This window comes from Thalassotalea sediminis (assembly GCF_030295915.1).
Lineage (GTDB): Bacteria > Pseudomonadota > Gammaproteobacteria > Enterobacterales > Alteromonadaceae > Thalassotalea_C > Thalassotalea_C sediminis.
The window spans coordinates 1,050,155-1,064,874 of sequence record NZ_AP027361.1; the positions used below are offsets into that span (position 1 = coordinate 1,050,155).

Consider the following 14,720-nt stretch of genomic DNA (forward strand, 5'->3'; position numbering starts at 1 on the left):
TATGAATATAAAACGATTTTTAGCTGTAGTAAAAGCAAGAAACTTAGAATTTGTGCGTGATAAATCCTCTTTAGGTTGGAGTCTATTGTTCCCGGTAATTTTACTGGTGGTGTTATCTTTTGTTTTTTCTGGAGATGGTAAAGCGGCCTATAAAGTGGGGGTTATAAATATTGCACAAACAGACTCTTCATTTCTAGACACGAAATATATTGATTTTGTTGATTATCAAGACGTAACCCTTGCACAAACTAAGCTGTCACAGCATAGCCTTGATTTAGTGATAGATTTTCAACGCCAACAATATTGGATCAATCAAGATTCACCAAACGGTTATTTAGTTGAAAAAATATTTCTAGCATCTCAGCCAGGTTTTGAAGCGTTAACGACAATGGGTGAAAAAATTCGCTATGTAGACTGGGTGTTGCCAGGAATTTTAGGGATGAATATGATGTTTTCATGTTTATTTGGTGTCGGCTATGTCATCGTAAGGTATAGGAAAAATGCAGTACTAAAACGATTGAAAGCAACGCCATTAACAGCGCTTGAATTCGTAAGTGCTCAGCTAACGTCTCGCGCAATTATCGTCATGTTAACGTCTAGTGTTATCTATGCAGGGTGTAATGTCTTTTTTGATTTTTATATGCTCGGTAGTTACTTTGATCTCTTTATTGTCGGTATATTAGGTGCTGCTAGTTTAATCACCTTGGGTTTACTTATGGCGTCACGCAGTAAAAGTGAAGAGTTGACCGGAGGGTTACTTAATCTTGTATCGTGGCCAATGATGATGCTATCAGGTGTGTGGTTTAGTCTGGAAGGGGCACCGAAAAGCTTGCAGTTTTTTGCGGATTTTTTGCCTCTAACGCATTTAGTTTCAGGGGCGAGAAAAATAATTACCGAAGGAGCGAGTTTAGCTGATGTGAGTTACCATTTAACAATTATGTCGGTGATGACAATTCTCTTTTTATCGCTCGGTGCTTACCTTTTTAATTGGAATACGGAGCGTTAATCTTCCCAAAAAGGGTGTTTAATCCGTTTTATGTCAGCTTGTGGCGATGTAGATTGAGTAAAAAGCAATGTATTGGTACTTGCTAACGTTGACAAGTTTGTTCTTGGACCTAGTGAGCCTCTTGGTAATTTGACCAATGGGGCGCTCGTCTGATTTGCAAAGCTATAAAAAGAAATTAAATGGTATCGGCGATAATTTTTGCGATAAAAAATCCCCTGATTTGTATATTCCCACGCATAAGTGACTTTAAAATCTTTGCCTGAAACTTTTTCAAGGGGGGTATCATTGAACAGGTTATTGTCTAGTTCTTTTTGCCAAAGCCCTTTTTTAGAGCTAGTGTAAACTAAGGTTGAAGGCGATGTCATTATACCGTAGCGGCCGCCGTCAAAGGTCAAACGTTCACTTTTGCCTGTAGAAACGTTTATTTTATGTAAATCAACGTATTCCGGTTCATATACTGCAGAAATAATGGCGGTGTCATCCCATGACCATGTAGGTCGATTATGAACTTTATGCTGACTAGGTACAATTGATAGTTTTTCTGTTGCTAATTCATAGACATATATTTTGTCGGATTCATTACCATCCACGGGCGCTAAAAATGCTATTTTTGAACCATCATGAGACCAACGAGGGTAGCGAATTGAGCGTTCTAAAAAAGTCACCTGTGTGCGCTGTTTTCCTTGAGGGTTTGACAGCCATAATTCGTAAAAACCTGACTCGTTTGATACATAGGCAATTTTATCTTGTTTTGCTGAATAATGGGGATGGTGATGACTAAACTCAGATTGAATCAATGGGAATGGTGTTGAAACAACGTCACTATCTAAAGCTAATGTTGCTAAAAAGTATTTCTCACTTCGTTGTTGAAAAAAGAGTTCTGCACTTTTACTCGCAAAGGCCGGATAGCTAAAACCATCTATACTGATTTTAACCGTTTCTTTGGTTTCAATATCAATAATATAGCCGCTACGTCTGTCTGCTCTCTGGGCTGCATAAACTAACTTTTTACCGGAAGGGTGCCAAGTAAGCCCGACGATGTCTTCTTCATTACTTGTAAGAGCCGTAGCTTCGCCTGTAGTTAGGTTAATTAAGTAAATATTCTCGTTGAATCGACTTATACGACGCGTTACCGCAATATGTTCGCCATCGGGCGAGAATTTAAAGTCCCTATCTTTATAGCCGCAATCTTGACTACATGAAAAACGAATTGGTTGGCTTTGTTGATCGGTTAAATCAATAAAGTAAATACCATTATGATCTGCGGGTTCATGAAAACCATGAAAGGCAAGTGTTTTGTCGTCTGGAGAAATATCAATATAGTAATAACCGCCTCTTAGTGGGCAATCGACAATAGGCTTTTCTTCGTTTGTTTTGATTCTTAATTGGATAACTTGGCATTGACTTCGGTCAGCTGCACGCTTTGCAAAATAAAGATATTGTCCATCATTACTCCACACAGAATGACTCACATGATCATCACCAAACGTTAGTTGCTTTGGGGCTTGCTGTGGGTTATCGCGATCTTTCAAGTACAAATTTCGGCTGGCTTGTTCACCGCTCCATTTAAAAGCGACTTTTCTCCCATCAGGTGAAGGAGAAGCAAAAAGCTCTGTGCCAGGCTCTCTGGTAACTTGAGACACTTCAATATCAGTAAACTCAGATGGTTTAGTGAGTTGCATAGCAACAATGGCGAGTAAACCTATTAATACAACTGATAAAGCAATGACACCTTTTGGTGCAGTTGGCGAGGGTTCAGGTGTTGAATCTAGTTCTATCGTTTCAGTATTACTTGCCTCGACAAACTCTGGTTCAACGATTAAGCGATAGCCAACTTTTCTAATCGTTTCAATTATTTCACTATCACCACTTGCGCCCTCTAACTTTTGGCGTAAATGCCAAATGGCATTGGTTAACGCTTTTTCACCAACGTAATGATTGCCTGCCCATACTTGCTCAATAAGCTCATCTCTAGGAACAACACGCGGGTATTCTTTTGCTAGGTAACACAACAATTCAATAAATTTAGGTTGTATTGATTGCTTTTCTTGGCCTGAAAAACAAATAGCATATTCGATAGGGATCACCTGGCAACTACCAATATTGAATACCGAATCTGAAATCATAAACCGAGTAAATGCCTTGTTTTATTTAGAGGGTAAGATAGATAAAAATTATTCATTAATAATACCCAGTACTATGCGCACATACAATAAAAACATCTTACATTAGTGCAATTAAATGTAACCTAGTATTAACAAAAATGTTTGATTTTTAATGTTGTTAACCCACTGTTTTATATGGTTAATTTTTAAAATAGATATTAAATAGATATAGAAAAGACGCCTAGCCGATTGCACCTATTTCGTAACATGCCTTAATAGCGTTAAAGCAAGAATAATAATACTGGTTGCTTTTGATGTTGTAATACGTGTTTTGTCGCATTCGCGATATATTAACGTCAGCAACATGTTTTTGATAAATACACAATATATAAGGGAAATGTCATGAAAAAAACGCTCGTTACGATGGCGATACAGACAGCTATATTTAGCTCTGCTGTTGCCTTTTCTAACACCGCCATTGCTGATGAAAATCCATCATTGGCCGAAGTAGAAGTACAATCATCTTCGGTAGATGAATCTTCAGAATCAACAGTTGCCAAAGATAAGCCTGAAAAAATTACTGTTACAGGCTCACGTTTAAGACGCGATAGTTTCAGTGTTGCTACACCACTAGCGACAATGGACAGAGAAGCTATAGAAGACACTGGTATTGGTTCTCTTTCAGATATATTAATTGATGAATTACCACAGTTATCTGAAGGTACTAGTAATAGTAACTCGCAATCAAGTGTACAAAACACAGGCCTTTCTACCATTGATTTACGTGAGTTAGGTACGAATCGCACATTAACTCTGATTGATGGTCGCCGTGTTGTCTCTAACAGTTACAGTGGCAATTACGTGAGTTTAAGTACGATCCCATCAGGAATGGTAGATCGTGTTGAAGTTATTACAGGTGGCGCATCAGCAGCGTATGGGTCTGATGCGGTAGCAGGTGTTGTAAATATTATTACCAAAAAAGATGCCGAAGGGTTTTCATTTAAAGCACGTGGCGGCGAATCAGACGCTGGCGGTGCAAGAGAATACGGTTTAGATATTGATTATGGTACTGATATTGCTGATGGCCGTGGTAGCATTTTCTTAGCATCAAGCTACGATCGTGAATTTGGTTTAGACTTTGAAGATCGTAAACGTGCGCAACAGCAAGACTCATGGGATTACGATGATGAGTTAATGTGTAATGTGATGCTAACGGAAACTGGCGATCAATGTATGCGTGACATCACGAAAGCTGATTGGCGCAGTTTAAGTGATTCAATCCCAGGTGGTGTGTTTGATGAAAAAAGCAGTACACGCCCAGATGCTGGTTTTTGGTATGATCAAAACGGCTTAAGAGATGATTGGCACGAAGAGCGTTACGGTATTAATACTAACCAATTTGTTATGCTTCGTGTTCCAGATGAAAAAGCCTCTGCGGCGGTAAAAGTTGACTATGACATTACTGACGACACGATGTTCTATGGTCAAGTGCAATACAGTTATAACCGCTCGATAAATCACAAATCACCAGAAAGTGAAGATGAATGTGATTTAATTGTTACACGTGACTCATCAACTGGAGAATTTGGTGAAGATTGTATCGGCCGTATACCAAAAAATAACCCATTCATGCCAGAAGAGATTCGTGAACAAGCAAGTTCTCGAGGTGTAAAGTGGGACAGAAACTTTGCAGAAGTAGGCAACATTGTTACTGACAATACCCGTAGAACGATTCGTTCATGGGCAGGTCTACAAGGCACTATGTTAGATGGTAATTGGGATTGGGACTTATCGGTAGGTTTTGGCAAATTTGAACAGCGCCAACGCCGCTTTAATGAAATATTTGTTGCTAATGTGCGTAATGCCTTAGATGTCGAAAGTGACGGAAATGGCGGTTATCAATGTGTTGACGCAGCTGCACGTGCTGAAGGTTGTGTTCCATTAAACATGTTTGGTGAAGGCGCGATTTCTACTGAAGCGGCAGATTATATTCGTTCAAACCCACAAATTAATACTGATATCGAACAGTTTAATGTATTAGGTTATATGGCAGGCGACTTGTTTGAAATGCCTGCTGGTATGGTGTCTTCTGTATTTGGTTTTGAATACCGTAAAGATTCACAAGAAGTAAATACAAATGTACCTAATGGTGGTGTTACCTTTAACTATGTTCCTGACTTTAAAGGTGACTTAAGTGTAGCTGAAGTTTTTGCTGAAGCGGCTTTCCCATTATTAAAAGATGTTGAGGGTGCAAAAAACTTATCTGCTGAAGTCTCTGTACGTTTAGCTGAATATGATTTAGATAATATCGATTTAGTACAAAGTTACAAAGCAGGTTTAGTGTGGGAACCAATAGAAGGTTATGCTATTCGTGCAAACTGGGCGCGTGCGCAACGTGCACCAACCATTACTGAAGCAATGTCACCACCACGTGGTGATTACGATTCCTTTGACGATATTTGTGATGGCACAACGGCTACGTCCACTGAACCAGGTCATGCAAATTGTAGACAAATACCAGGTATTGCTGCGACTATCGCATCAGAAGGGGTATTTGATGATGAAAACAATAGTTATTCACCAAATGTCGGTAACGAAGATCTATTTGAAGAAACGGCTGATACCGTTACTTTAGGTATCACAATGGCACCGGCATTTTTAGATGGCTTTAGAATGGCGATTGATTATTATGATATTTCAATTGAAGATGCGATTACTTCTTTTGGTAACGAAGACATCATTGAATTTTGTTATAACTCATCGTTAGAATTTGGTAATGACAACCCATTCTGTAATGACGTTCAGCGTGATCCAACAGACGGTCAAATTACGGGGGTTATGCAACGCCTATATAACCAAGATGAAATTAGTACAAGTGGTTATGATGTTGCGGCAGAATACCGTTTTGATTTAAATGAATATGGTAACGTTAAAATTAAAGCCGACTGGACACATGTGATCAGCTATGCTGAAACGAAAACATCACCTGATGGTCAATATACCACCGACTATACAGGATCATTATCTGCTGATGTTTTCCAAGATGCAGCGAGTGCTTCTGTTACCTGGTACAAAGATAGCTGGCGCGTGCGTTGGAGCATGAAGTATAAGAGTGATGTTGTATCAAGCAAATCTCTTTATGATGACTTCTACGAGCCACTAGATGCAGATGGGCGTGGCGGTCTTATCCCAGAATATCAAGCGGCTTGTGCAGAAGACTCAAGTGTTTGTGTTGATAACCCAGAAAAACCATACCAGTTATTCTTGCCATCATATGTGCGTAATGATGTGTCTGTTTCTTACAGCACTGATTTAAGCAACGGCGCTGAATTACGTGTATTTGGTGGTGTTAACAACGTGTTTGATAATAATGGCCCGTTCATTTTAGGTGGTAAAGGTAATTACGACAGTGCTTACGGTGGCGGTAAAGGACGTTTCTTCTACGCTGGCGCAGAAGTTAAGTTCTAAGGTTCATTAAAAATATAACTATTTTTAATTGAACTGAATGTTCTCTCTGGACGAAACATTTTCACAAGGATGTGAAGTCAAGTGAAACGGACTTTACTGCAAGATGCAGCACATGGATGTGTAATTTTTTCACCATAAATAGGTAAGTGTATGGGTATAATCGGTAAATGGTGGTGTGCCGCATTTTTAGGTTTGACCGCGGTATCTACTTCGATAAGTCAGGCATCTGATGATGAGCAGCAAATGCTAGTGTCAGATGGCCCTTATATCAAAAAGCAGGATAAATCGTTAACGGTAGAATGTGTTGTTAATAGTGAAGTTAAGCGTTTTGTAAATATGACATATACGCCAAGCCTAAATGTTGAAAACTGCGGCTATCCAGTAACATTATCGGCGATTAATTTTATTGAACAATCTACTTTAAGGTTTGATACCAATCAGCGTATTGTTGCCACGAGTGATTTTCATGGTCAATACAGCTTAATGAAAAGTATTCTGCAAAATAACGGTGTTATTGATAACAATGGTAATTGGGCATTAGGTAAAGGGCACTTTGTTATCACCGGGGATATTTTTGATCGTGGCGACAAAGTCACGGAAATTCTTTGGTTTATTTACCATTTAGAACAGCAAGCCAAAGCGGCAGGTGGCTATGTGCACCTTTTATTAGGTAATCATGAGGTGATGATTTTAAATGGCGATTTACGTTATTTGCACCCTAAGTACATTGACGTTGCTAGAATGCTTGATACTCCATTTGAACTTCTCTTTGATCAGGGGACTGTTTTAGGTGAATGGTTGAGAAGTAAACCTGTTTTGGTAAAAATTAACGATATGTTGTTTGCTCATGGGGGATTTCATCCCGAGCTCGTTGAAAAAAAACTAACCCTTGAAACAATTAACACAACGTTTAAAACAAACTTAGTTAAGCGTGAACTTGCTGAGCCTCGCACTGGCTTAGGACGTTACCTTCATAAATCTAATGGGCCTATCTGGTATCGAGGACTATTAAGAGACAATGGCGCTACGTCAGCTGAAATCGATCTGCTTTTGACACATTTTGATGTTAAACACCTCGTTGTTGGTCATACGTCGCAAAAAGAAGTGTTAACTAAGCATCAAGGGCGAGTTATCGCTATTGATTCGAGTATTAAACGTGGTCAATATGGTGAAGTACTCATCGTAGAGGGTAATGAAAAATGGCGAGGAACGCCAAGTGGTGAGAAACGCCAACTTATTGATTATGATTAATATAGTAAATTATTGACGGTGAATAAATGACGTAAACCCTGCTATACTTGGCAATAGAGGCCAAACATGGAGTTACGTCATTGTTGTTAAAATTAGTTGGAATATTTTTTGTAACACTCGCTGCTATTGGTGCTGTTTTACCATTGTTACCTACTACGCCCTTTTTATTGGTGGCAGCTGCATGTTTTGCTAAGTCTTCACCTCGACTTTATAAAATGCTATTAGCCAACAAAGTATTTGGGCCACTAATTTATCATTGGCAACAATCTAAAAGTATCCCAAAAAGAGGTAAAGTGGTTGCACTTGTCTCAATAATATTAGCGGCTGCTTGGTCAGTTTATATACTTGATAATATTTGGCTTAAGTTACTAACCGTCGCTTTAATTAGCGGTCCGTTTATTTTTATCTGTCGTTTGCCTGTAGCGAATGGAAATCACTTATCGAAATAACAATAGAATGATTACATTAATAGAAGGGAATCTATAATGACAAATGTTGATGTACGGCGAATTAATAGCATATTCGCCGCTTGTATTTGGGTTGGTCTCGTTATTTATACAGGTGTTGTTTTCGATTCACTTTTCCTCTTGGCTTTATACCTGTTTGTTATTCAATTCTCACATTCGGTGAATCATGTGCTGACGATTAAGTTAACATCGTATCACTCGCAAAAGGTTTTACGCATTAGTCAATTAGTCTTTATACCGTTTGCAACTGTGTTGTTGCAGTGGTTCAAAGAAAATCAGGGCCATTCATTTTATTTGCGACGCCCCATTATTTGATACTTTCTAGCTTATGTTTTAGTGTGTTTTGGTTTTCCGCCTATTTACTTAATAGGCGCATCAATGAGCAATGATACTGACGATAGATTAGCTAAGTGCTTTACTAACTAGTGCCGCCAAATGCTCTGGTAGTTGTAGACTTAGTGCAATTTCATGGCCTTGAGCTGACATTTTTTTCCATGTTTTTTGTAAAATACTAATAACCTTTTCATCGTTATGTTTTACTGCAAAGGGCTCAAAATAGTGCTGTAAAAAGACTAAACAAGCGACATCTTCCAATATTTGGCTATCTTGATTTCTTTTTAGCTTTTCTTTTCGGATGATACTTGCGGTTTTTTCAGCCTCTTCATTATTGTACTGGCAGTCAAGCATCACATCTTTAGCTAACTCTGCGTGCATTTTCCCTAGATCTTTACGCCACGTTAAATAACCCTGCTTACCTTCAGGGTAGGTAGAGCGTGCAATATGCCAACGTTTTACATGCTGAGCTCTTACTGCTATCTGTAAATATTCATTAGCCGTTGGCCAGTATTTGTTTAAACACGCAGTCATTTGATGACCATAAATAAGCTCTTTGGCAATCATTTCGCCATTGATATTTATTTTATTAGGGTCTTGCTGGTTGATTTTATCAATCGCAGTTAACACTTGATGACAACGATCTATAGTCATATTAACGCCTGTTAATTGTAGTATTTGGTTTGATCATATCGCTTAATAAAAGGAGTTCAAGTTTTCGTTTCCCAATTTATCGACTATTTTCTATAGATTGATATTAACTTTGTGTTGTTGTTAAAGAGGGATTTGCGTATAATGCTCTCCCGTCTTGTTGAGACGGCAGTAGCGCTATAATTCATTGCACTTTAATGCCGATTCAATACACAAAAAGCAAATTTTTCTAATTCTCCTGACTCTGGGTAACGCATGACAACTAGATATATTTTTGTAACCGGTGGCGTTGTATCGTCTCTTGGTAAAGGTATTGCTGCTGCATCTCTCGCTGCAATTCTTGAAGCACGTGGTTTAAAAGTCACGATGTTAAAGTTAGACCCGTATATTAATGTTGACCCAGGGACAATGAGCCCTATTCAACATGGTGAAGTATTTGTTACCGAAGATGGTGCCGAAACTGACTTAGATTTAGGTCATTATGAGCGCTTTATTCGCACCAAAATGACAAAGCGTAATAACTTTACCCAAGGCCGTATTTATCAAGACGTGCTTGCGCGTGAACGTAGAGGTGAATATTTAGGTGCAACAATTCAGGTTGTGCCACATATCACCAACGACATAAAACGCCGTGTAATTGAAGGTGCTGAAGGTGCTGATGTTGCAATGGTAGAAATTGGTGGCACTGTTGGTGACATTGAATCTCAACCGTTCTTAGAAGCAATACGCCAACTTGGTACAGAACTGGGTCGTGAACGAGCAATGTTTATGCACCTTACACTTGTGCCGTATTTGGCAGCTTCAGGTGAAATTAAAACTAAGCCGACTCAACACTCGGTTAAAGAGCTTCGCTCTATCGGTATTTTCCCTGATCTATTAGTTTGCCGCAGTGAAAACGCAATTCCAGCCAATGAACGTGAAAAAATCGCATTATTTTGTAATGTCGCTGAACGCGCCGTTATCGCGATGCGTGATGTTGATTCTATTTATAAAATTCCAGCCATTTTAAAAGAACAAGGTGCTGATGAACTTGTGGTTAAGCGATTTGGTATAGAAGCGCCGGAAGCCGATTTATCAGAATGGGAAAAAGTATTATATCAAGAAGCTAACTCTATCAGTGAAGTTAGAGTTGGTATGGTAGGCAAGTATATAGAATTGCCTGATGCCTATAAATCTGTCAACGAAGCCTTAAAGCATGCCGGTTTAAAAAACCAGTTGAATGTTAAAATTGAATATATTGATTCGCAAAATATTGAGTCAAAAGGTACTGAGCAATTATCTAATCTGCACGCTATTTTAGTGCCAGGCGGTTTTGGTGAACGTGGTGTTGAAGGAAAAATATTAGCGGCACAATATGCCCGTGAAAACAAAATTCCCTACTTAGGTATTTGTTTAGGTATGCAAGTCGCCCTAATCGAATATGCACGAAATGTAGTAGGCATGGAAGGTGCTCACAGTACAGAATTCAATAAAGACACACCTTATCCAGTTGTTGGTTTAATCAATGAATGGTTAGACGAAGAAGGGCAAGTTGAGTACCGGGATGAAAATTCAGATCTGGGTGGTACTATGCGTTTAGGATCGCAATTGTGTCACCTGTTGAAAGGTACCAAGGTGTGTGACGTATATGGTAGTGAAACAATTTATGAAAGACACCGTCATCGTTTTGAGGTAAATAATAACTATAGAGAAAAAATTAGCGATGCTGGTTTAGTGTTTTCTGGGTTGTCTACCGATAAGAGCTTGGTAGAGGTGATAGAAATTCCAGAACATCCATGGTTTATTGCTGGGCAGTTTCATCCGGAGTTTAATTCAACACCACGAGATGGCCACCCACTATTTGAGAGTTTTATTGCCGCTGCTTACGAGTATCGCAAAAACAAATCAAATAAAGCATAGTCTTTTAAAACCGTAGCTCTTGCTGCGGTTTTGTATTTTTAACGCTTATTTAGAAAAATAAAGCATTAACTTAAGTTAGTTGTTCATTCGCTGTAGTGAACAATAAAGTCAGAGGAATAATAATGGCAAATATCAGTAAAGTGATAGCACGTGAGATTATGGATTCGCGTGGAAATCCAACGGTAGAAGTAGACGTATTTTTAGCATCAGGCGCTTGGGGACGTGCTGCGGCTCCATCTGGTGCATCTACTGGCTCTCGTGAAGCGTTAGAATTACGCGATGGCGACAAAGCACGTTACTTAGGTAAAGGTGTGCTAAAGGCAGTTGCTGCCGTTAACAATGAAATCCAAACTGCACTTGTTGGTCAGAATGCTCTTGAACAAGCAAAGATTGATCAAATTATGATTGATTTAGATGGCACTGAGAATAAAGAGAAATTTGGTGCGAATGCGATTCTTGCTGTTTCATTAGCCAATGCAAAAGCTGCAGCGATGGAAAAGAAAGTACAGTTGTTTGAACATATCGCTGACCTAAATGGCACGTCTGGACAATACTCATTACCACTACCGATGATGAATATTTTAAATGGCGGTGAGCATGCTGATAACAATGTTGATATTCAAGAGTTTATGATACAGCCTGTTAGCGCGCCTAGTTTTAAAGAAGCTCTTCGCATGGGCGCAGAAATTTTCCACGCACTTAAGAAAGTATTGTCTGCAAAAGGCATGAATACTGCTGTTGGTGACGAAGGTGGCTTTGCTCCTAACCTAGAATCAAATGCAGATGCTTTGGCTGTGATTAAAGAAGCAACAGAAGCGGCAGGGTATGTTTTAGGCAAAGATATTACGTTGGCAATGGATTGTGCTGCATCTGAGTTTTACGATGCTGAGCAAGGTATCTATGATCTTAAAGGCGAAGGCAAGCAGTTTAGTGCTAACGAATTTTCTGACTTCTTAGCGACACTTTGTGAGCAATACCCGATTGTATCTATTGAAGATGGTTTAGATGAGTCAGACTGGGATGGATTTGCTTATCAAACTAAGTTACTCGGCGATAAAGTACAAATTGTTGGTGATGACTTATTTGTAACAAATACTAAGATCCTAGCAAGAGGCATTGAACAAGGAATTGGTAATTCAATTTTAATCAAGTTTAACCAAATTGGTTCATTAACTGAAACGTTAGCGGCGATCAAAATGGCTAAAGATGCAGGCTTTACTGCCGTGATTTCACACAGAAGTGGCGAAACAGAAGATGCAACAATAGCTGATTTAGCGGTAGGTACTGCTGCGGGGCAAATTAAGACCGGCTCTCTATGTCGTTCAGATCGTGTATCTAAGTACAATCAACTATTAAGAATTGAAGAGTATTTAGGTGATAAAGCTGTATTTAACGGCTTATCTGAAGTTAAAGGTCAATAACCTTTACAAGCGATAATAAAAAACCACTCATTTGAGTGGTTTTTTATTTGTATCCGTTTTATGAAAAGCCGTTACTCTTTTAATAAATGTACATCGCGTTGAGGGAACGGTATTTCGATGTTCGCCTCTTTTAAAGCTAAATAGATCGCCTTGTATGCTTTAAATTTTGTCTCATACAAGCTTTCGGTAGGTGTCCAAACACGTAAAGAAATATCGATAGAACTATCGCCAAACGCATCAATGCCAATTTGCGGAGCTTTAGTGTCACCAGCAATACCTAGTTTTTCAATAACTTCTTCAAGCAATGCTATCGTACTGATAGGGTCTTCTTTATAGGCTATACCAACCGAAAGCTCTAATAATGAATCATTTTTAGAGTTGTGTAGTATCTCACCAACGATATGTTTATTTGGAATGGTAATTTCTACATTATCTTCATCGGCAATAATGGTGTAAGCGAGCAAAACTTGCTTAACAACACCAGTAACGCCTTCTACTGTGATGGTATCACCGACAACAAAGGGTCGAATTAAAATAATATTAAAACCTGCTGCATAGTTGGCAAGCAAACCTTGTAGTGCCAAACCTGCGCCTAATGAAATCGCACCAATTGCAGCAATAAAGGGAGTAACGCTGATCCCCAACTTTCCAAGCGCAATAATTGTTATCATAACAACAATGAGCATTTTAGCTGTGTTAGATAAGAATTGACTTAAGGTAATGTCCAAATCATGCTTTTGACAAAGTTTTAGTACTGCTCCGGCAATTTTACCTGCAAGAATAAACCCGATAATAAAGATAATAACGGCACCAATTAGCTGAAAGGTATAATTGGTAAAAAATTCCACAGTAACTTGATAGGCTTGTGTGATTAAATCTATTTCATTTTGTAGCAATTTACTTGGATCGAGTCCATCTGCCTCTGAAGCTGATGTTGGTTCTTGAAACAGCATTGTTTACTCCCTAGTTTGTACGATAAGGCTTAGTGATAATATCAATAGTGTAAACGAGTATCGGTTGCTAATCGATTAAATATCAAGTCTCATTTGCGAGCCTGAATAAGCAATTTATCTTTGAGTTACAATGCAGTATGCTTAAAGCGTAAACAAATAAGGTTAAAGAGCAACATATAACAGTTATGACAACGCAAGTATCTTTATGGCAAGATGAAACTCAATCAGCAGACTTTGCAGAGTTGTGTTGTGCCTTGTACGAAAGAGAAATTGCAACCTTATCTAATTTACAAATTGATAACCCTCACGTCCTTCAAGGGCGTTTAAAGAGCCTTTCCTACTATATAAAGCGCACAGCTGAAAAAATGCTACAAGCAGAAACGCCACTTACACTCGATATTCAAAATGCCAGTTGGTCAGCGAAGCAATCTGCGCATATGCCTTTAACGGGACAGGACTCCAGCGCAATAAGTCAATGGTATTTAACAAACAAACTTGCTTTGGGTTTAGTGGTACCTATAGCGGATAATAATCGGATAATGTTAGATTCAATCGATAGAATTGATGTTGAAAACAATCGATTTCGAACAAATACTTTTGGTTGGTTTGATTTAACAAAGCAGAAATATGAGCGATTACAGTTATTAAAACCAAACAAAAAGGTGATGACAGCTGCGTGCTCTGGGCATACTTGGAACAATGATGTAAAAGGAAACCCTGTCATGCCAACGTTACGTGAATTGTTGCTTTCTTGTGAGATAAATTGGCGTAATTTCAAGCAACCTTCAATAATAAACGTGTGAATTGATGCTTGGTTGTTTACAGCACGTTTATCGCACTTATAATAACCCTATTCTTAAAATAATATTCTTAACTTCATGCGCGTGATAACAGGCATTTTGCTTATTTTTTTGGTTATGCTGCAATACCGACTTTGGTTTGGTAAAAACAGCGTACCTGATTATCTTGCGTTAGAAGATGAAATTGCACGTCAACAAGCTGATAACAACAAGTTAATCAGACGAAACAAGTTACTTTACGCAGATACCGACGATTTAAAGTCAGGGGTTGAGGCAATAGAGGAACGTGCCCGTAATGAGTTAGGTATGATAAAAGAGAATGAAACATTTGTTCGTATCATTACACAAAAACCTGATAAAGGCTAA

11 protein-coding genes are annotated in these 14,720 nt (G+C 38.7%); 8 read left to right on the plus strand and 3 right to left on the minus strand.

Annotation, left to right across the window (positions count from 1 at the left end; translation table 11 throughout):
- The first annotated feature begins 1 nt into the window (after position 1).
- Positions 2-1,006, plus strand: a complete 1,005-nt coding sequence (locus QUE09_RS04750) for an ABC transporter permease (protein ID WP_286235058.1) — start codon at positions 2-4, stop codon at positions 1,004-1,006.
- Here QUE09_RS04750 and QUE09_RS04755 read toward each other — a convergent pair.
- Positions 1,003-3,132, minus strand: a complete 2,130-nt coding sequence (locus QUE09_RS04755; protein ID WP_286235059.1) for a winged helix-turn-helix domain-containing protein — start codon at positions 3,130-3,132, stop codon at positions 1,003-1,005. The two genes, QUE09_RS04750 and QUE09_RS04755, sit on opposite strands and share 4 nt — an antisense overlap.
- Positions 3,133-3,513: 381 nt before the next feature.
- Between QUE09_RS04755 and QUE09_RS04760 the strand changes: the two genes are divergently transcribed.
- The 3 genes from QUE09_RS04760 (at position 3,514) to QUE09_RS04770 (ending at position 8,279) form a co-directional block, all read left to right on the plus strand.
- Complete coding sequence (locus QUE09_RS04760; RefSeq protein WP_286235060.1) at positions 3,514-6,579, plus strand: TonB-dependent receptor plug domain-containing protein; 3,066 nt, start codon at positions 3,514-3,516, stop codon at positions 6,577-6,579.
- A 150-nt stretch (positions 6,580-6,729) separates the two neighbouring features.
- Positions 6,730-7,830, plus strand: a complete 1,101-nt coding sequence (locus tag QUE09_RS04765; protein ID WP_286235061.1) for a metallophosphoesterase — start codon at positions 6,730-6,732, stop codon at positions 7,828-7,830.
- 80 nt (positions 7,831-7,910) lie between these two features.
- Positions 7,911-8,279: a YbaN family protein gene (locus QUE09_RS04770; protein ID WP_286235062.1), complete on the plus strand. Its 369-nt coding sequence runs from the start codon at positions 7,911-7,913 to the stop codon at positions 8,277-8,279.
- 420 nt (positions 8,280-8,699) lie between these two features.
- Here QUE09_RS04770 and QUE09_RS04775 read toward each other — a convergent pair whose 3' ends face one another.
- Entirely contained in the window at positions 8,700-9,284 is a 585-nt protein-coding gene (locus QUE09_RS04775) for a DUF4202 domain-containing protein (RefSeq protein ID WP_286235063.1), read from the minus strand.
- A gap of 252 nt (positions 9,285-9,536) precedes the next feature.
- Between QUE09_RS04775 and pyrG the strand changes: the two genes are divergently transcribed.
- Together pyrG and eno are read left to right on the plus strand one after the other, a co-directional pair.
- The gene (gene pyrG, locus QUE09_RS04780) at positions 9,537-11,180 is read left to right on the plus strand and encodes a CTP synthase (protein WP_286235064.1); all 1,644 of its coding nucleotides are present in this window, start codon (positions 9,537-9,539) and stop codon (positions 11,178-11,180) included.
- Positions 11,181-11,302: 122 nt separating this feature from the next.
- Positions 11,303-12,601: a phosphopyruvate hydratase gene (gene eno, locus QUE09_RS04785; RefSeq protein WP_286235065.1), complete on the plus strand. Its 1,299-nt coding sequence runs from the start codon at positions 11,303-11,305 to the stop codon at positions 12,599-12,601.
- 71 nt (positions 12,602-12,672) lie between these two features.
- On the opposite strand, the gene QUE09_RS04790 is transcribed toward eno, so the two are convergent.
- The gene (locus QUE09_RS04790; RefSeq protein ID WP_286235066.1) at positions 12,673-13,554 is read right to left on the minus strand and encodes a mechanosensitive ion channel family protein; all 882 of its coding nucleotides are present in this window, start codon (positions 13,552-13,554) and stop codon (positions 12,673-12,675) included.
- A 185-nt stretch (positions 13,555-13,739) separates the two neighbouring features.
- Here QUE09_RS04790 and QUE09_RS04795 point away from each other — a divergent pair, with 185 nt between their 5' ends.
- Both QUE09_RS04795 and ftsB read left to right on the plus strand, forming a co-directional pair.
- Positions 13,740-14,357 carry a hypothetical protein gene (locus QUE09_RS04795; protein WP_286235067.1) on the plus strand — a complete coding sequence of 206 codons (618 nt, stop codon included), beginning with the start codon at positions 13,740-13,742 and terminating at the stop codon, positions 14,355-14,357.
- A gap of 75 nt (positions 14,358-14,432) precedes the next feature.
- Complete coding sequence (gene ftsB / locus QUE09_RS04800; protein WP_286235068.1) at positions 14,433-14,720, plus strand: cell division protein FtsB; 288 nt, start codon at positions 14,433-14,435, stop codon at positions 14,718-14,720.

What these genes read in the sequence shown, in the direction of transcription:
- QUE09_RS04750 (WP_286235058.1), top strand. Translation starts at nt 2, where the DNA reads ATGAATATAAAACGATTTTTAGCTGTAGTAAAAGCAAGAAACTTAGAA.
- QUE09_RS04755 (WP_286235059.1), bottom strand. Translation starts at nt 3,132, where the DNA reads ATGATTTCAGATTCGGTATTCAATATTGGTAGTTGCCAGGTGATCCCT.
- QUE09_RS04760 (WP_286235060.1), top strand. Translation starts at nt 3,514, where the DNA reads ATGAAAAAAACGCTCGTTACGATGGCGATACAGACAGCTATATTTAGC.
- QUE09_RS04765 (WP_286235061.1), top strand. Translation starts at nt 6,730, where the DNA reads ATGGGTATAATCGGTAAATGGTGGTGTGCCGCATTTTTAGGTTTGACC.
- QUE09_RS04775 (WP_286235063.1), bottom strand. Translation starts at nt 9,284, where the DNA reads ATGACTATAGATCGTTGTCATCAAGTGTTAACTGCGATTGATAAAATC.
- pyrG (WP_286235064.1), top strand. Translation starts at nt 9,537, where the DNA reads ATGACAACTAGATATATTTTTGTAACCGGTGGCGTTGTATCGTCTCTT.
- eno (WP_286235065.1), top strand. Translation starts at nt 11,303, where the DNA reads ATGGCAAATATCAGTAAAGTGATAGCACGTGAGATTATGGATTCGCGT.
- QUE09_RS04790 (WP_286235066.1), bottom strand. Translation starts at nt 13,554, where the DNA reads ATGCTGTTTCAAGAACCAACATCAGCTTCAGAGGCAGATGGACTCGAT.
- QUE09_RS04795 (WP_286235067.1), top strand. Translation starts at nt 13,740, where the DNA reads ATGACAACGCAAGTATCTTTATGGCAAGATGAAACTCAATCAGCAGAC.
- ftsB (WP_286235068.1), top strand. Translation starts at nt 14,433, where the DNA reads ATGCGCGTGATAACAGGCATTTTGCTTATTTTTTTGGTTATGCTGCAA.